This window comes from Kitasatospora sp. NPDC051914 (genome assembly GCF_040680995.1).
Taxonomy (GTDB): domain Bacteria; phylum Actinomycetota; class Actinomycetes; order Streptomycetales; family Streptomycetaceae; genus Kitasatospora.
Map to the genome: position 1 here is coordinate 1 of NZ_JBFAXX010000015.1, position 17,078 is coordinate 17,078.

Sequence of the window (17,078 nt, forward strand, 5' to 3'; positions counted from 1 at the left end):
CTGCTGCTGATGACCATCGGCAGCACCACGATCGGCACCGCGGTCTCCGTCGCCAACGACATGACCGAGGGCATCATCGCCCGCTTCCGCACCATGGCCATCCACCGCGGCTCCGTGCTCGTCGGGCACGTCGTCGGCAGCGTGCTGCAGGCGGTCGCCAGCGTGGTCCTGGTCGGCGCCGTCGCCGTGGCCATCGGCTTCCGCTCCGAGGACGCCACCGCCCTGGAGTGGCTGGCGGCGTTCGGGCTGCTCGTGCTCTTCGCCACCGCGCTCACCTGGATCGCGGCCGGCATGGGCCTGGTCAGCCCGAACGCCGAGGCCGCGAGCAACAACGCGATGCCGCTGATCCTGCTGCCGCTCCTCTCCAGCGCCTTCGTCCCGGTCGACGCGATGCCGGGCTGGTTCCAGCCGGTCGCCGAGTACCAGCCCTTCACACCCGCCATCGAGACCCTGCGCGGCCTGCTCCTCGGCACCGGAATCGGCCACAACGGATGGCTCGCCGTCGCCTGGTGCCTGGGCCTCACCGTCCTCGGATACCGCTGGTCGAAGGCGGTGTTCAACCGCGACCCGAAGTGACCCCGGGCCGCACCCCGCGGCCGGCCCCGCCCGAGGGCGGCGCACCCCGACACCGTGTCGGCGTACGCCGCTCGTCGGCGTTCTCCGAGTGGCGTCGGCTTCAGGGCCGCGAGATCATGACAGTTGGGTGACAAACCCCTCGAACACAGCGGCCCGACCCCCTTCGGTGAACCCTCGGTCGCGTGCGGGCGTCACGATTCGCCTCATTCCTCGGCCTCGGCGCCTTCGAACACGGCACGCCGATCCTTCGCGTCGAGATGACCCGATATGCGGCATGGCATTTTTGGAGTGAAGCATGGAGCTCCGGAACGATTACACGGACGATCAGAGGAAAGCGATCGACGAAGTCAAGGCCGAGCTGGAGGAACTGATCACGGCACAGATCCAACAGGCCCACGCGGAGGCACGGAACAAGCTGTCGGCTCGGGGCGTGCATCTCGACCCCGACGGCACCTACTGCTTGAACTGCCTGGATTCGCCGACTCCTTGCGACCAGTACCGCCAGGGCCCCATGGGACTGTGCAAGAAGCACACCTGTCGTCACTTCCTGCTCGATCACAACCTGCCGATGTAGAGGGATCCGCTCACCGTTGCCGGGGCACGGTCAGCCCGTGGTGCTGCGGTGGCTCCGGCGCCACCACCAGGCGCCGGCGGCGGCGATGGCCACGACCGCTGCGGCGACGGCGATGGCGGCGCCGGTGGAGTTGCCGCTGTCGGTGGTGGACGCCGGGGCGGAGGACGAGGGGGTGGCCTCCGGGGTGGTCGCGGTCACCGAGGCGGTCGGGGTGGCGGGCGCGGAGCCGGCGGCGGTCGGTGAGGCGGGGATCGGAGTCGCTCCGGGCGCAGCGGGGGCGAGTTGGAGGACGGGTGCGGGGTGTTCGGGGGTCGCGCCGTTCTGCGGCAGTTCGATCCAGCGGTCGATCCGGCCGTCGCTGTAGGTCTCCAGGGTCTTGAAGACCAGTTCCTTGCTGTTCGGGAGCTGCCGGACGGTGATCTTGTGGACGGCGTCCTGGCCCGGGGCGAGCGCCGGGCCGCCGACGGTGTATCCGTCGGCGGTGGCGGTGAAGGTCCATCCCTGCGGCGCCTGCGCCAGGGTGACGTCCGAAGGGGTGATTCCCTCGGGCAGGACGACCTGAACCTTGGCGATGCCCGCGGACTGCGACTCCGCCTCGCCGGTGAAGGCGACCACGGCGTCGGTGGCCAGCGCCTGGGCCGGCTGTGCCTGGACCTCGACGTGGGCGAAGGCGGGCGCCGCGAGGATGAGTGATCCGGCCACGACAGCCGTGATCGCAGCGGCACGGCCGAGGATGCGAGAGGCGTTCATGGGCGCGTGCTCTACTGTCGGACGGCCTCCGGCCCGGGCGGGCCGCGGCGGCCGGCGCCCGGCCGGCCGCGTCCATCATGCACGATCCACCGGGCCGGTCGGCACACCTCCGATCTGAGGAAATGTCACGGGAACCGGCGGGGTCGCGGCAACGACTACCTGAGTCGGCCCGCGTTCCGTGCCTGCACAGACGCTCCCGGCGGACATTGATCGGACGTGCCAATGACGGTCCGTCAGTGATTCCGGCACGTGGGGTCGAGTGCAACGATGGGCCGGCCGGGACGACGGGGGGCATGATGCGCACGGGACGGGCGACGCTGTTCGCAGCCGTCTGCGTGCTGCTCGCGACCCTCGGCCATGTGCTGATGTCCGGCGCGTCGGTGCCGTGGTGGGCGCTGGGCGCGGCGTTCGCCGGGACGGCGGGCGGCGTCTGGTGGCTCGCGGACCGCGAACGCGGGCCGGCCTTGGTGACCGGGCTGACGGTGGGCGTCCAGACGGCGCTGCACCTCCTGTTCTCGCTGGGTCAGGCCGACTCCGGCGGGGCGGTCCGCTCCGTCGGGTCCACGGGCCCCGGTGCGGCGCCGTCCGGCGGCGGCCTGACCGTCGAACCGGTCGGCATGGTGGACATGGCCGGCATGCACATCGGCATGGCGGGCATGGGTTCCCATCTGCACGCCCACGCACACCAGGCGGTCACGGCCGCGGCCGTGCCCCCGCACCAGGGCGGGGGCACGGTCGGCATGCTGGTGGCGCACCTGCTCGCGGCGCTGCTGACGGGCCTGTGGCTCGCGGCCGGCGAGCGCTCCGCGTTCCGGCTGCTCCGCACGGCCGCACTCCGTCTGCTCGCGCCGCTGCTGCTCCTGCTGCGGGTGGCCTGCCCGCCGTACCGGCCCGCCCTGCGCCCCCGGCGCTTCGGCTCGCCGCGGCGCCCGCGGCAGTTGCTGCTCGTCCACGCCATCACTTCTCGGGGTCCGCCCGTGGGATCCGCCGCCGGCTGAACCGGCGGATCTCCCCGGGTCGCGTCCGCCGACACCGTGCCCAGCGGGTGCGGTGGCACCGCCGCGCGCCCGGACGAAGTCTCGCGGCCCGGTGGCCGCCCCCTACTTCCCGAGAAGGACCTCTGGCGATGACTGCTGCCCCGACACGCCCGCGTTCCGCCCGATGTCGGACGCTCCGCGACGACGCGACCGTCACCGCGTGGGCGCTCGCCGCCCGCGACGGCGATCCTGCCGCGGTGGAACGGTTCGTCCGCGCCACCCGGCAGGACGTGTGCCGGTACGTGGCCTACCTGAGCGGTGAGCCGCAGGCCGCGGACGACCTGACGCAGGACACCTATGTGCGGGCGCTGCGCAGCCTGCCGCGGTTCGAGGGCCGCTCGTCGGCGCGCACCTGGCTGCTGTCGATCGCGCGCCGCACGGTGGCCGACCGGTTCCGCTTCGCGGCCGCCCGCCCCCGGCTGCTGGACACCGACGACTGGCAGGCGGCCGCCGAGAGCGCGCAGGAGTGCGCGGTGCCCGGCTTCGAGGAGGGTGTGGCGCTGGCCGACCTGCTGGCTGCGCTGCCGGCGGAGCGCAGGGACGCCTTCGTGCTGACCACCGTGGTCGGCCTGCCGTACGAGGAGGCCGCCGAGATGACGGGGTGTCCGATCGGCACCGTCCGCTCGCGGGTGTCGCGGGCCCGCACCGCCCTGGTCGCCCTGCTGGCGGCCGCCGAGCACCAGGGGGCGGCGGGGCCCGTCGGCCGTGTGCCCCGTCGGCCCGTCCCGGCCCCGGTCGGCTGCGCGGCCTGATCGGTTCCCCGGTCCACTCGAAAGCGGCACGGGACGGCGTGTCCCTGTGGCGTTGCGGGTGGTCTGCGCTGTCCTGGTCGGCAGCCGGGCGGACGTGCCCCCTGCGGGCTGCCTGCCGCCGACCCTGTCCTGTCGATCCATCCACGAGGAGGAATCCGTATGTCCGTCACCATCGGCTTCGCTGTCGAGGGCATGAGCTGCGGCCACTGCGAGAAGACGGTGAGCGCCGAGCTGTCGGGAGTTCCCGGGGTCACCGGTGTGACCGCCGATGCCAAGGCCGGCCGGGTCGCCGTCTCCGCGGAGCACGCGCTCGACGAGGAGCTGGTCCGCAGGGCCGTCGACGAGGCCGGCTTCACGCTCGTCGGCCGGGTCTGAGCCGGATCCGAAGGGTCCGGGAACTCGCTGCGGCCCGGCTCCGACTGCTGAGGTGTGGAAGCAACGGAGCCGGGCACCCGGCCGTATCTCGTCCTGGCGGGCTTCGCCCTGCTGCTCACCGTCGTGTTCGGCGGGTCCTTCGCCCTCGGGAAGGCCGTCGGCCCGGTCGCGCCGGGGCTGAGGCCCGCCACGGGCGGCGTGCCCGCCGGCGGGCATTCGGACGGTCCGTCCCCGGGCTCTCCGAGTGACGGCATGCCCGGCCACGTGATGGGAGCGGCCCGGTGAGCACGGCGACGGACCACGCGGTCACGGACCTGGCCGTGGGCGGGATGACCTGCGCCGCGTGCGTCGGCCGGGTCGAGAAGCGGCTGGCCCGGATCGACGGCGTGACGGCCACGGTGAACCTGGCGACCGGTCGCGCGCGGGTGGTGCATCCGGCCGCCGTCGCACCGGCGGAGCTGGTGGCCGCCGTGGAACGCGCCGGCTACACCGCCGAGCCCGTCCCCGAGGAGCCGGTCGCCGCCGGGCCTGCCGAGGAGGGCGGCGACCGGCTCCGACTCGCCGTCACGGCCGCCCTGGCCGTGCCGGTGCTGGTGGTGTCGATGGCGTCCGGGCTGCAGTTCCGGGCCTGGCAGTGGGTGTGCTTCCTGCTGGCCGTCCCGGTGGTCACCTGGGGTGCGTACGGGTTCCACCGGCGGGCCTGGCAGAACCTGCGGCATGCGGCGGCCACCATGGACACACTGGTGAGCCTGGGGGTCCTGGCGTCGTTCGGCTGGTCGGCGTACGCGCTGTTCCTCGGCGGCGCCGGCGCGACGGACATGCGGATGCCGTTCTCGCTCACCGCGGCCGCCGACGGGACGGCCCACGTGTATCTGGAGGCGGCGGTCGGGGTGCCGCTGTTCGTGCTGTGCGGCCGCTTCCTGGAGGGCAGGGCCCGCCGCCGCGGCGGTTCGGCGCTGCGGGCGCTCGCCGAACTCGGCGCCAAGGACGTCTGCGTACGCGAGGCCGGCGTCGAACGCCGCATCCCGGTGCGGCAGTTGCTGCCCGGCCAGGAGTTCGTGGTGCGGCCGGGCGAGAAGGTCGCCACGGACGGCGTGGTCGTCGAGGGCGGTTCTGCGCTGGATGCGAGCCTGCTCACCGGCGAGAGCGTGCCGGTGGAGGTCGGCCCGGGCGACCGGGTCACCGGTGCCACGGTCAACGTCGGCGGGACGCTGGTGGTGCGTGCGACCGCGGTCGGCGGCGACACCCAACTCGCCAGGATCACCGCGCTGGTGACCGAGGCCCAGGCCGGCAAGGCCCGGGCGCAGCGGGTCGCCGACGCGGTCGCCGGTGGGTTCGTGCCGTGCGTTCTGGCGGTGGCGGCCTGTGTGCTGGGCTTCTGGCTGGGGGCGGGCGGCGATCCACAGGCCGCGGTCACCGCCGCGGTGGCGGTGCTGGTGGTGGCGTGCCCGTGCGCACTCGGTCTGGCGACGCCGACGGCGCTGCTGGCCGCGACCGGCCGGGGCGCCGAGCTGGGGGTGCTGATCCGCGGGCCCGAGGTGCTGGAGGGTCTGCGCCGGATCGACACGGTGGTGCTCGACAAGACCGGCACCCTGACCACCGGCCGGATGGAACTGGTCGGGATCACCACGGCATCGGACGTCGACGAGGCGGACGTCCTGAGGCTGGCCGGGGCGGTGGAGCACCGGTCTGAGCATCCGATCGGGCAGGCGGTCGCCGCGGCGGCCCGGCGGCGCGGCGGGGCCGGGCTGCCCCCGGTCGACGGGTTCGCGGCGACGGCGGGTCTCGGTGTCCGGGGGACGGTCGAGGGCCGGCGGGTGCGGGTCGTCCGGCCCGATCGGGCATCGGGTCTCTCCGGCCGCCTGCGCAAGGCGCTCGCCCGCGCCGAGTCGGACGGGCGGACGGCCGTGGTGGTGGAGCTCGACGACCGGGCGGCGGCCGTCCTGGCGGTGGGCGACACGGTGCGGCCGGGCAGCTGGCGGACGGTGCGGCGGCTGCGCGACATGGGGCTGGAGCCGGTACTGCTCACCGGTGACCGGCCGGGTGCGGCCCGGGCGGTGGCGGCGGAGCTGGGCATCACCGCGGTGCATGCCGCGGCTTCGCCGGAACGCAAGGCGGAGGTGATTGCGGAGCTGCAGGCCGCCGGGTGGTGCGTGGCGATGGTCGGGGACGGCGTCAACGACGCGGTGGCCCTCGCCTCCGCCGATCTGGGCGTCGCGCTCGCGGGCGGCACGGACGCGGCGATCGGCGCGGCCGGTCTGACGCTGGTGCGCGGTGACATCGAGTCCCTGGTCGTCGCGGTGCGCCTGGCCCGGCGGACGATGGCCGCGATCCGCACCAACCTGGTCTGGGCGTTCGGCTACAACGCGGTGCTGCTGCCGCTGGCGGCGCTGGGCCTGCTCAATCCGATGCTCGCCGCGGCCGCCATGTCGGCGAGTTCACTGCTGGTGGTCGCCAACAGCCTGCGCCTGCGCACCTGGCGGCCCTTGCGGGGGCTGCGGTGAGCCGGGCCGCGGCGATCCCGCCGACGGCCGCCGCGGTGACGGCGCTGGTGCTGCTGTGCGGCTGGACGTCCTTCGGCGGGGCCGGGCGGGCCGCGCCGGTCGTGGCGGCCGAGGGCCGCATCCTGGTGCCCGTGAACGGCGCGGCGACGGCCGCCTTCTTCGTGCTGCGCAATCCCGGCGACGTGCCCGACGAGCTCACCGGGGCGAGTTGGGGGCGGACGGGACGGGCGGTGCTGAAGCGGCACGTGCACCGCGGCGCGACCGGCAGTTGGGAGCCGGTGGCGTCGCTGGCGGTGCCCGCCCGGGCCGAGGTGCGGATGTCCCCCGAGGGCGCCGATCTGCTGATCGCCCGCCCGCCGGCCCTGCGTGCCGGGGAGTGGGTGGAGTTCACCCTGCACTTTCGGCACGGTCCGGATCTCAGGGTCCGGGCCCTCGCCGTCGCGCCGGGCGGCGCCGGGGCCTGATCCGGATCGGCGGGACGCGGGCCGCACCCGGCCCCGGCGGGTCAGGCGTCCAGGGGCCGCCAGGCCGGCCCGTCGCCGTCCTGCCGGACGTGGCCGAACACCACGTCGGCGAAGTGGACGCCGAAACCGAGGGTGCCGGGCTCCGCCAGCTCGGCGGCGAGGCGGCGGCGGTGGTCGGCGGTCCTGGCCGGGTCGTGGTCGAAGGCCGAGGACCAGTCGGGGTGGTCGATCTGGATCGGCGAGTGCACCGCGTCGCCGAAGGCGATCAGGCGCCGCCCGCCCCCGGTGATGACGTACTCGGCGTGCCCGACGGTGTGGCCGGGGGTGATCCGCACGTGCACGCCGGGGAAGACCTCCTGCCCGTCCGTGATCGTCCGGACGCGCGGCGCGAGGGCGGCGACCTGCTCGCTCGTGCCCTGGGCCTCGAGGAGGTCGCGCGCGTCCCACTCCGGCTCGGGGATCAGGTGCTCGGCGTGGGCGAACAGGGGCCGGCCGCTGCCGGGGGCGGGGGCGCAGGCCCAGCCGATGTGGTCGGAGTGGAGGTGGGTGAAGGCGACCGCCTCGATGTCCTCGGGGCGGCGGCCGAGTTCGGCCAGGCCCTGCGGGAGCGCACCTCCGTGGATCACACCGATCGGGCCGTCGGGGGTCTCGTACGTCTGCGGGCCGAAGCCCGTGTCGATCAGCAGCGCGCGGTCGCCGTGCTCCACCAGCAGGCCGCCGACGCTCCCCACGAGGTGACCCGTGGCGTCCAGGTACTCCGGGTGCGCGGCCCACACCTCGCCGGTGGTGTCCGGGAGCAGTTGCAGCGGCCGCAGCCGCACGTCGCCGTCCGGCACGTACGACACCTTCGTGTCGCCCAGCCGGATCGAGCGGATGCCGGCCGGCCGGCTCAGTCGGTCGTCCTGGGTCGCCGTCAAGTCGGGCATGGGTCCTCCCCTGTGAGTTGCCGTCAGAGCGCGCCGCGGCTCCCCGCGGCGACGAGGATCACCATAAGCATCAAGTTCGAATCATTCAAGCTGCAAATATTTGGTCTTGACGGATTTGCTAGGGTGGCGGCATGACGACGTCCCCGGAGTCGCAGGTCATTGCCGAGCGACAGCTGTGCGGTCTGGTGAACGGGCTGGCGCAGCGGATCGCCGAGCACGTACGGGAGCGCGCCGCCACCCTCGGCCTCACCGCGTCCCAGGCGACCGCGCTGCGGGAGATGAGCGGGCCGATGACCATGCGGGAACTCGCCGAACGCATGAGCTGCGAGCCCTCCAACACCACCTTCGTCGTCGACAAGCTCGAGAAGCAGCGCCTGGTCGAGCGCCACCCGCACCCCACCGACCGCCGGGCCAAGCACCTCGTCCTCACCGCCGAGGGCACCGCACTGCGCGAGCGCCTCCTCGAACTCCTCGCGGTGGACTCCCCGCTGTCCGGTCTCACCCCGGAGGACCAGCGCGTGCTGCACGGCCTGCTGGAGCAGGCCGTCACCCGCCGGTAGAACGGCACCGGCGCAACGGCCGGAGGCGGTCGGGAACTCGGCAGGCCGGCGGGCCGGCCACCTGGTCGTGGAACACAGAGCGGATCACGGCGCCGTCGTCGCGCCCCGACGGGCCGCGGAACCGGCCGGGCTGGCCGTACGGCTTCGCGGCGTGGTCTGCCGACACGGGCGGCTGGAGGCGGTGTCCGGCGTCGACCTCGATGTGGCGCCGGGTGAGCGGATCGCGCTGACCGGCACCAACGGGTCCGGCAAGACGACGCTGCTGCGTGCCCTGCTCGGGCTGCACCGGCAGGTCGCCGGGGAGCTGCCGGTCGGCGGGCGCGGCACCCGGACGGCAGCCGAGTGGGCCTGGCGCAGGCGGGCCTGTGCGTGGATCCCCCAGCGGCCGGCCGCAGGACGATTCCCCTTGCTGGCCAGGGAGTTGCTGGCCGGCAGCGGGGCACCCGCGGAGGCGGCCGGGGCCGCGGAGAAGCTGGGTGTCGGCGCTCTGGCGGACCGCCCGCTCACGGCGCTGTCGGGCGGCCAGCTGCAGCGGATGCACCTGGCCCGGGCGGTCGGCTGCGTGGCGGCCGGCGCGGGGGTGCTGCTCGCCGACGAACCCACCGCCCACCCGGCCGGCGATGCCCGCCAGGCCCAGCACGGCCACCGGCACCGCGGCGAGCGTCGCCGACAGGCCGAGCCGCTGGGTGCCGAACAGCGCCAGGTAGGTGTTGACCGAGGCCACCCCGCAGCCGAGGAAGAACGAGAACAGTGCCAGCCGGCCCACCGTGCGCGGTACGGCTGCCTCAGGTGCGCCCGCCCCGGCCGGGGGCCCGTCCGCGGGCAGCACCCGGGCCGCCCGCACGGCAGCGCACGCCGAGGCGGCGGCCGCCGCCCGCACCGCGCCGCGCCATCCGACGCTCGCCGCCAGCAGCGCCAGCGGAAGCCCGGCGGCGAAGGCGCCGAGCTGGACGCCCGACTGCTTCCAGCCGGTCACCGCGCCGCGCCGCTGCGGCGGGAACACCGCCAGGACCAGTTTGTTGGTCGCCGGGTTGGCCAGGGCCAGCGGCAACCCGCCGAGCGCCACCGCCGCCAGCAGCACGGCGGGCCCCGGCGCGGCCCCGATCAGGGCCAGCGCGGCGGCGGCGAGCGCCAGCAGTGCCACCGTGCAGCGGCGCGGCCCGACCCGGTCGACCATCCGTCCGGCCACCGGCGAGAGCAGCGCCGCGGCGCCGAACCCCGCGGTGGTGGTCAGGCCCAGTTCCGTCCGCGAGAGGCCCAACTCCCCCACCAGCCGCGGCCCGAGTGCACCCAGGAGGAACAGCTGCATCATCGAGAACGCCATGGCGCAGGTCAGCAGCGCCGCCACCGCCGTGCCCCGCGGGGTGCCCCGACCTCGTCCGCCATCTGCACGACTGCCCTCCGGATGCCGCGTCCGCCGACCGTTCACCAGACAGTCGGACCGGCGGTCCGCCGAGTTCCCACTGCGTCCGGGGCGTCGTCGCGCAGGACCGGGTACGGCACGAAGGTGCTGCTGTGCTCGTCGACCACGAGCGGGCGGCCGATCGGCGGGGCGGCGCGCTGGGGGCAGGCGGGGCGCTCGCAGACCTTGCAGCCGAGGCCGATCGGGGTGGCCGCCGCGCCGTCGGCGAGGTCGAGCCCGGCCGAGTACACCAGCCGGCCGGCGTGGCGGAGTTCGCAGCCGAGCCCGATCGCGAAGGTCTTGCCCGGACGGCCCCAGCCGCCGGGAGAGCGGGTGACGGCACGGGCCGTCCACAGGTACCGCTGCCCGTCGGGCATGGCGGCGACCTGGACGTGGACGCGCCCCGGCGAGGCGAAGGCCTCGTAGACGTTCCACAGCGGGCAGGTGCCGCCGGTGCGGGAGAAGTGGAAGCCGGTGGCGGACTGCCGCTTGGAGACGTTGCCCGCCCGGTCCACCCGGACGAAGGAGAACGGCACGCCGCGCAGCCGCGGGCGCTGGAGGGTGCTCAGGCGGTGGCAGACCGTCTCGTAGCCGACGCCGAAGTGGTCGGCGAGGCGCTCGATGTCGTAGCGGGTGCGCTCGGCCTCCGCATGGAATGCCGTGTAGGGCAGCACCAGGGCGGCGGCGAAGTAGTTGGCGAGGCCGATCCGGGTCAGCGAGCGGGCGGCGGAGCCCTCCGGGCTGTCCTGGGCGGCGAGTTCGGAGAGCAGTGCGTCGTGCTCCAGGTAGGCCAGCTGGGTGGCCATCCGGAAGGCCTGCTGGCCGGGGCGCAGCCGGTCGGACAGGCGCAGCACCCGGGCGTGCTCGTCGTACTGGTGCAGGCGCTCTCCCCCGGTGGCGAGGTGGACGCCGTGCCGGTCGGCGAGCCGCTCGGCGAGCGCGGCTCGCACCCCTCCCCGCCTCAGCCCGATCCCGGAGGCCGACTCCTCCGCTGCGGTGTCGAGTTCGTGGAGGTAGTTCTGTCGGCGGTAGAAGAACTCGCGGACCTGCTCGTGCGGGGTGAGGGCGTCGACCGCCGGTCCGCGGTCGCCGGCCAGGACGGCGAGCTGCTCGGCGGTGGCCCGGCGGCTGCGGCCGAGGTCCGTCAACAGCCTTGCCACGGAGGGCAGTCGGGTGGCGACCTCGGCGAGGTCACCCGGGGTGACGCGGCCGGCCGCGATCTCCTCGCCGAGTGCGTCGCGCAGTTCGGCGGTGAGCCGGGCGGTGTCCGGCGGGGCGAAGTAGCCCGCGTCGACGCCGAAGGCCTCGGTGAGGCGCAGCAGGACGGGGACGGTGAGCGGGCGGGCGTCGTGCTCCAGCTGGTTGAGGTAGCTGGGCGAGAGGTCGACCAGGCGGGCCGTGGCGGCCTGGCTGAGTCCGCGTTCCTCCCTCAGGCGGCGCAGCCGTGCTCCGGCGAAGGCCTTCCCCATGCTGTTGTGCTCCCCTCCCCCGGGACGCGGCCGGCCCGCGGCCCCGGCAGGGCAGCCTAGCCCGGGAGCCGCGGGCGGGGTGTTCGCAACCTTCGCAGATGCACCGTCAGGGCTTCGCAGAAGTTGGCACGGGTCCACCGGTGACGGCCGCTGCCCGGGGCTGCCAGAGTCGGTGGTGCGGCCGGGAGGCGCACAGGACAACGGGAAAAGTCCAGGTCGTTCACCCCTGGACCGGCTGTCCGGGCGACCACCGTCTTGCGGTCCCGCACCGCCGCCGGCGCCGCTCGGCCGCCCGCCCACCCCTGCGGTGAGGTGCAACACATCCTTCGCAACAGGCAACGAACATCCTCGGGAGCAGAGCATGACGACGTCGGTTCGGCAGCAGCAGGAGCAGCAGGCGGCGGCGCTGGCCGCCCGGTGGGCGGGCGACCCCCGCTGGGCCGGCGTCGAGCGCAGCTACTCCGCCGCGGACGTGGTGCGGCTGTCCGGCACGGTGCGCGAGGAGCACACGCTGGCCCGCCGGGGTGCCGAGCGGCTGTGGCGGCAGCTGCACGAGCGGGACTACGTCCATGCCCTGGGCGCGCTGACGGGCGGTCAGGCCGTGCAGATGGTGAAGGCCGGTCTGCAGGCGATCTACCTGTCGGGCTGGCAGGTCGCGGCGGACGCCAACCAGGCCGGGCAGACGTACCCGGACCAGAGCCTGTACCCGGCCGACTCCGTTCCCCGGGTGGTGCGCAGGATCAACAACGCGCTGCTGCGGGCGGACGGGATCGATGCGGCCGAGGGCAACGACGGCCCCGACTGGCTGGTGCCGATCGTGGCCGATGCGGAGGCCGGCTTCGGCGGCCCGCTGAACGCCTTCGAGCTCACCAAGGGCATGATCGCGGCCGGTGCGGCGGGCATCCACTACGAGGACCAGCTCGCCTCGGAGAAGAAGTGCGGCCACCTCGGCGGCAAGGTCCTGGTGCCCACCGCCCAGCACGTCCGCACCCTCAACGCGGCGCGCCTGGCCGCCGACATCGCCGACGTGCCGACGGTGATCGTGGCCCGTACCGATGCGCTGGCCGCCAACCTGCTCACCACCGACGTGGACGAGCGCGACGCCCGGTTCTGCACCGGCGAGCGCACCGCCGAGGGCTTCTTCCGGGTCGAGCCGGGCATGGCGCCGGTGATCTCCCGCGGCCTGGCCTTCGCCCCGTACGCGGACCTGCTGTGGGTGGAGACCGGCACCCCGGACCTCGCGCAGGCCCGGGAGTTCGCCGAGGCGGTCAAGGCCGAGTACCCGGACAAGATGCTCGCCTACAACTGCTCGCCGTCCTTCAACTGGAAGGCGGCCCTGGACGACGACGAGATCGCCAAGTTCCAGCGGGAGCTGGGCGCGATGGGCTACCGCTTCCAGTTCATCACCCTGGCCGGCTTCCACGCGCTGAACCACTCGATGTTCCGGCTGGCCCGTGGCTACGCCGAGCACGGCATGACCGCCTATGTCGACCTGCAGGAGGCCGAGTTCGCGGCCGTGCCGGACGGCTACACGGCCGTGAGGCACCAGCGCGAGGTCGGCACCGGCTGGTTCGACCAGGTCTCCACGGCGCTCAACCCGAACGCCGAGACGCTCGCCCTGACCGGCTCCACCGAGGCCGAGCAGTTCCACTGACCGAACCCGGCGGCCGCCCTGCCGGGGCGCTCCACGGCCGCCGCCCCCGCCCGGGGCCTCGTTGAGGGACGAAGCCCCGGGCCCACCTTCCTGGAGAGCCGCATGAGTCAGAGCCGCATCGAGGTCCTCGGCGGGCACGAGGACCGCTTCGAGGAGATCCTCACCCCCGACGCCCTGGGATTCCTCGCCCGCCTGCACGGGGCCTTCGCCGACCGCCGCACCGCACTGCTCGCCGAGCGCGCCCGCCGCGCCGCCGACCTGGCCGACGGCGGCACCCTGGACTTCCGTCCGGAGACCCGCGCCGTCCGCGAGGACCCCGACTGGCGGGTGGCCGGCGCCGGACCGGGCCTGTACGACCGCCGGGTCGAGATCACCGGCCCGCCCGAGCGCCGGATGACCGTCAACGCGCTCAACTCCGGTGCCGGGGTGTGGCTCGCGGACTTCGAGGACGCCACCGCCCCCACCTGGCACAACATCGTCTCCGGCCAGCTCAACCTGCTGGACGCGATCGAGCGCCGGATCGACGACACCACCACGGAGGGCAGGTGGTACCGGATCGGCGACGACCCCGCCACCGTCGTCGTCCGCCCCCGCGGCTGGCACCTGGACGAGGCGCACCTGCTGTTCGACGGCCGCCCTGCCGTCGGCGCGCTGGTGGACTTCGGCCTCTACCTGTACCACTGCGGCCGACGGCAGATCGAGCGCGGCAGCGGCCCGTACTTCTACCTCCCCAAGCTGGAGAACCACCTCGAGGCCCGCCTGTGGAACGACGTCTTCACCTTCGCCCAGGCCGAGTTGGGCATCCCGTACGGCACCGTCCGGGCCACCGTGCTGATCGAGACCATCACCGCGGCCTTCGAGATGGACGAGATCCTCTACGAACTGCGCGACCACGCCGCCGGGTTGAACGCGGGCCGGTGGGACTACCTGTTCAGCCTGATCAAGAACTTCGCCCACCACGGCCCCCGGTTCGTGCTGCCCGACCGGGCCTTCCTCACCATGACGCAGCCGTTCATGCGCGCCTACACCGATCTGCTGGTGCGCACCTGCCACCGGCGCGGCGCGCACGCCATCGGCGGCATGGCCGCCGCGATCCCGCAGCGCGACCCCGAGGCCAACGAGGTGGCGCTCACGAAAGTCCGGCTGGACAAGGAACGGGAGGCCGGCGACGGCTTCGACGGCTCGTGGGTCGCCCACCCGGGCCTGGTCGCCACCTGCCGCACCGCCTTCGACGCCGTTCTCGGCGACCGCCCGAACCAGCTCGACCGCAGCCGCGAGGACGTCGAGGTCACCGCGGCCGACCTGCTCGCCGTCCACCGGCTGAGCGTCGGCCTGCCGACCGACCAGGGCCTGCGCTCCAACGTCGCCGTCGCGCTGCGCTACCTCACGGCCTGGCTGGGCGGCACCGGCGCGGTCGCCGTGTTCGGGCTGATGGAGGACGTCGCCACCGCCGAGATCGCCCGCTGCCAGCTCTGGCAGTGGCAGTACCACTGCTCCCGGCTCACCGGCGGCTCGCTCGTCACTCCCGGCGCGGTGCGGCGGCTGATCGACCGGGAGCGGGCCGCGCTGCTCGCCGAGGGCGCCGACCCGGCGCTGGTGGACGACGCGGTGCGGGTCCTGGAGGAGACCGCGCTGGGTGCCGAGCTGCCCGCCTTCCTCACCACCGAGGCCTACGCCCGCCACCTCGTCCGAGTCCGCACCGCGGCGTGAGCCGCCCCAGCACGGAGACAGTGCCATGAACGAGATCCGACGGGTCGCCGTGGTCGGCGCCGGGCAGATGGGCTCCGGCATCGCCGAGGTGTTCGCCCGAGCCGGCCTGGACACCGTGGTCTGCGAACGCGGCCCGGACGCCCTGCGCGCCGCCCGCGCCCGCATCGACCGGTCCCTGCACCGCGCGGTCGACCGCGGCCGCCTCGACCCCGCCGACCGCGACGACGCCTGGGCGCACCTGCTGTTCGCCGACGACCTCGAGGCGCTGGCCGACCGCCAGCTCGTGGTCGAGGCCGTCGTCGAGGACGAGAGCGTCAAGACCGACGTGCTCGCCACCCTGGACAAGGTGCTCGCCGACGAGCACGCCGTGCTGGCCACCAACACCTCCGCCATCCCGGTCACCCGGCTCGGCATCGCCACCGGTCGCGCCTCCCACGTGCTCGGCCTGCACTTCTTCAACCCCGCACCGGTCATGCCGCTGGTGGAACTGGTCTCATCGCTGCACACCGACCCGCACGTGCTCGACCGGGTGGAGCGCTTCGCCTCCGGCACCCTCGGCAAGCGCGTCGTCCGCTCCCGCGACCGGGCCGGCTTCGTCGTCAACGCCCTGCTGGTGCCCTACCTGCTGTCCGCGATCCGGATGGCCGAGGCCGGCCACGCCGCCCCCGAGGACATCGACGCCGGCATGGTCCACGGCTGCGCCCACCCCATGGGCCCGCTGCAACTGGCCGACCTGATCGGCCTGGACACCGTCGAGGCCATCGCCCGCTCGCTCTACGAGGAGTACAAGGAGCCGCTGTACGCACCCCCGCCGCTGCTCTCCCGGATGGTCGAGGCCGGCCTCCTCGGCCGCAAGACCGGCCGCGGTTTCCACCCCTACCCGGGGGTGTGAACGGGGCCGCGGCGGCCGCACCCGGTCGGGGCGGGGCGCCGCGGCCCGGCTGCGACAGCACTGCTCGACTGCCGCAGGCACTGGGTCAGCCCCGGGTGGCGGCGGTGAAGCGCTCGGTGACGTCCTGCCAGTTGACGACGTCCCACAGGCGCTCGACGTAGTCGGGGCGGACGTTGCGGTACTGCAGGTAGTACGCGTGCTCCCAGGCGTCGAAGGCGAGCAGCGGGGTGGTGCCCTGGCCGACGTTGCCGTGGTGGTCGTAGACCTGCTCGACGATCAGGCGCCTGCCGAGCGGTTCCCAGGAGAGGATGCCCCAACCGCTGCCCTGGACGCCGACGGTGGCGGTGGTCAGCTGCTTGCGGAAGGCCTCGAAGGAGCCGAAGTGCTCGGTGATGGCATCGCCGAGGGCGCCCTCCGGACGGTCGCCGCCCTCCGGGGAGAGGTTCTGCCAGAACAACGAGTGCAGGACGTGGCCCGACAGGTGGAAGGCCAGCGTCTTCTGCAGGCCGACCAGGCCGCCGAACTGCTCCTTGTCACGTGCCTCGGCGAGCTGGTCGATCGTGTCGTTGGCGCCCTTGACGTAGGCGGCGTGGTGCTTGGAGTGGTGCAGCTCCAGGATCTCCGCGGACATGGCGCGCTCGAGCGCGGAGTAGTCGTACGGGAGGTCGGGAAGCGAGTAGGTGCCCATGGCGGGACACGGCCCCTTTCGACGAGCGGTGTTGATCGTGCCGAGGCAGCACTATTGCACATTACTTGCAGGAGATAAGACTATGCGTCAATGGCTCGGATGAAGGGACGGACCGGCGGGAACGGCCGGGGAGCCGCCGACGCCGGCACGGTTGCGCGCGCGGGCCGGGGCTGCCGCTGTTCAGCAAGGACGCGGTCAAGGAGGCCCATGCCGACGCCCCGGCCGTCGCCGCCCGGATTCGGAAGCACGGGCACCGCAGCGCCGTACGGCGAGACTGACGGGCCGCACACGTGCGCACATGAGCAATCGCGGCGCGGCTACGATGTCCGGATGGACACGCGCACGCCGGTCGCACATGCACACCCGTCGCAGGAGCGCTCCAGCAGTGAGCGCCTGGACGTCGCGGCCGCCGTTCTCGTCCTGCTCGCCGACCGCACCCGCCTCGCCCTGCTGGAGCGGCTGGGCCGCGGGGAGGCGGACGTGACCACGCTGGTCGAGGCGACCGGCGCCGCCCGCCCGTCCGTCAGCCAGCACTTGGCCAAGCTCCGCCTGGCCGGCCTCGTCAGCACCCGCAAGGACGGCCGCCGCGTCGTCTACTCCCTGCGCCACGGCCACCTGCGCCGCCTGGTCGACGAGGCCCTGAACGTCGCCGACCACCAGATCGGCTCGCTGCCGCCCCACGACTGACCCTGCTCCGCACCCCGCCCTGCGTCGGCCGTTCCAACATGTGCGCAAGTACGCACAT

Annotated in this window: 17 protein-coding genes and 2 pseudogenes; 14 read left to right on the plus strand and 5 right to left on the minus strand. The window is 74.1% G+C overall.

What is annotated here, in order from left to right:
- The coding region (locus tag AB0M03_RS12180; RefSeq protein ID WP_363491259.1) for an ABC transporter permease at nucleotides 1-576 on the plus strand (576 nt) is incomplete at its 5' end.
- 295 nt (nucleotides 577-871) lie between these two features.
- A complete protein-coding gene (locus AB0M03_RS12185; RefSeq protein ID WP_363491261.1) occupies nucleotides 872-1,150 on the plus strand; it encodes a hypothetical protein in 279 nt (92 codons plus the stop codon).
- A gap of 30 nt (nucleotides 1,151-1,180) precedes the next feature.
- Here the strand turns inward: AB0M03_RS12185 and AB0M03_RS12190 are convergent, their stop codons facing one another.
- Entirely contained in the window at nucleotides 1,181-1,900 is a 720-nt protein-coding gene (locus AB0M03_RS12190) for a DUF1775 domain-containing protein (RefSeq protein ID WP_363491263.1), read from the minus strand.
- 293 nt (nucleotides 1,901-2,193) lie between these two features.
- Between AB0M03_RS12190 and AB0M03_RS12195 the strand changes: the two genes are divergently transcribed.
- The 6 genes from AB0M03_RS12195 to AB0M03_RS12220 all read left to right on the plus strand — a co-directional run bounded on the left by AB0M03_RS12195 (nucleotide 2,194) and on the right by AB0M03_RS12220 (nucleotide 7,032).
- The gene (locus tag AB0M03_RS12195) at nucleotides 2,194-2,898 is read left to right on the plus strand and encodes a hypothetical protein (protein ID WP_363491265.1); all 705 of its coding nucleotides are present in this window, start codon (nucleotides 2,194-2,196) and stop codon (nucleotides 2,896-2,898) included.
- Nucleotides 2,899-3,026: 128 nt separating this feature from the next.
- Nucleotides 3,027-3,689, plus strand: coding sequence for a sigma-70 family RNA polymerase sigma factor (locus AB0M03_RS12200; protein ID WP_363491267.1), 663 nt, complete (start codon nucleotides 3,027-3,029; stop codon nucleotides 3,687-3,689).
- A gap of 159 nt (nucleotides 3,690-3,848) precedes the next feature.
- Nucleotides 3,849-4,064, plus strand: a complete 216-nt coding sequence (locus tag AB0M03_RS12205) for a heavy-metal-associated domain-containing protein (protein ID WP_363491269.1) — start codon at nucleotides 3,849-3,851, stop codon at nucleotides 4,062-4,064.
- Nucleotides 4,065-4,118: 54 nt separating this feature from the next.
- Complete coding sequence (locus AB0M03_RS12210; protein WP_363491271.1) at nucleotides 4,119-4,349, plus strand: hypothetical protein; 231 nt, start codon at nucleotides 4,119-4,121, stop codon at nucleotides 4,347-4,349.
- Nucleotides 4,346-6,568, plus strand: a complete 2,223-nt coding sequence (locus tag AB0M03_RS12215) for a heavy metal translocating P-type ATPase (RefSeq protein WP_363491273.1) — start codon at nucleotides 4,346-4,348, stop codon at nucleotides 6,566-6,568. Before AB0M03_RS12210 ends, AB0M03_RS12215 begins: the two co-directional genes overlap by 4 nt.
- A complete protein-coding gene (locus AB0M03_RS12220; RefSeq protein WP_363491275.1) occupies nucleotides 6,565-7,032 on the plus strand; it encodes a copper chaperone PCu(A)C in 468 nt (155 codons plus the stop codon). Before AB0M03_RS12215 ends, AB0M03_RS12220 begins: the two co-directional genes overlap by 4 nt.
- 41 nt (nucleotides 7,033-7,073) lie before the next feature.
- On the opposite strand, the gene AB0M03_RS12225 is transcribed toward AB0M03_RS12220, so the two are convergent.
- On the minus strand, nucleotides 7,074-7,958 hold the full coding sequence (locus AB0M03_RS12225) for an MBL fold metallo-hydrolase (RefSeq protein ID WP_363491277.1): 885 nt from the start codon (nucleotides 7,956-7,958) through the stop codon (nucleotides 7,074-7,076).
- Between the two features lie 131 nt (nucleotides 7,959-8,089).
- Here AB0M03_RS12225 and AB0M03_RS12230 point away from each other — a divergent pair, with 131 nt between their 5' ends.
- Nucleotides 8,090-8,518, plus strand: coding sequence for a MarR family transcriptional regulator (locus AB0M03_RS12230; RefSeq protein WP_363491279.1), 429 nt, complete (start codon nucleotides 8,090-8,092; stop codon nucleotides 8,516-8,518).
- Between the two features lie 151 nt (nucleotides 8,519-8,669).
- Nucleotides 8,670-9,125: pseudogene (locus AB0M03_RS12235) on the plus strand (ATP-binding cassette domain-containing protein); the annotation flags it as partial.
- A 42-nt stretch (nucleotides 9,126-9,167) separates the two neighbouring features.
- On the opposite strand, the pseudogene AB0M03_RS12240 reads toward AB0M03_RS12235, so the two are convergent.
- Nucleotides 9,168-9,842 (minus strand): annotated as a pseudogene (locus tag AB0M03_RS12240) (MFS transporter); the annotation flags it as partial.
- Nucleotides 9,843-9,943: 101 nt separating this feature from the next.
- Nucleotides 9,944-11,389 (minus strand): short-chain fatty acyl-CoA regulator family protein, encoded by a 1,446-nt coding sequence (locus AB0M03_RS12245; protein ID WP_363491281.1) that lies wholly within the window; start codon nucleotides 11,387-11,389, stop codon nucleotides 9,944-9,946.
- Nucleotides 11,390-11,750: 361 nt separating this feature from the next.
- Between AB0M03_RS12245 and aceA the strand changes: the two genes are divergently transcribed.
- From aceA to AB0M03_RS12260, 3 genes are all read left to right on the plus strand, one after another.
- Nucleotides 11,751-13,043: an isocitrate lyase gene (aceA, locus tag AB0M03_RS12250; protein ID WP_363491283.1), complete on the plus strand. Its 1,293-nt coding sequence runs from the start codon at nucleotides 11,751-11,753 to the stop codon at nucleotides 13,041-13,043.
- A gap of 102 nt (nucleotides 13,044-13,145) precedes the next feature.
- Entirely contained in the window at nucleotides 13,146-14,753 is a 1,608-nt protein-coding gene (gene aceB, locus AB0M03_RS12255) for a malate synthase A (RefSeq protein ID WP_363491285.1), read from the plus strand.
- A gap of 25 nt (nucleotides 14,754-14,778) precedes the next feature.
- Nucleotides 14,779-15,645, plus strand: coding sequence for a 3-hydroxybutyryl-CoA dehydrogenase (locus AB0M03_RS12260; protein WP_363491287.1), 867 nt, complete (start codon nucleotides 14,779-14,781; stop codon nucleotides 15,643-15,645).
- Between the two features lie 85 nt (nucleotides 15,646-15,730).
- On the opposite strand, the gene AB0M03_RS12265 is transcribed toward AB0M03_RS12260, so the two are convergent.
- Nucleotides 15,731-16,333, minus strand: coding sequence for a superoxide dismutase (locus AB0M03_RS12265; RefSeq protein WP_363491289.1), 603 nt, complete (start codon nucleotides 16,331-16,333; stop codon nucleotides 15,731-15,733).
- 330 nt (nucleotides 16,334-16,663) lie between these two features.
- Here AB0M03_RS12265 and AB0M03_RS12270 point away from each other — a divergent pair, with 330 nt between their 5' ends.
- Nucleotides 16,664-17,020 (plus strand): metalloregulator ArsR/SmtB family transcription factor, encoded by a 357-nt coding sequence (locus AB0M03_RS12270; protein ID WP_363491291.1) that lies wholly within the window; start codon nucleotides 16,664-16,666, stop codon nucleotides 17,018-17,020.
- Nucleotides 17,021-17,078: the final 58 nt, after the last annotated feature.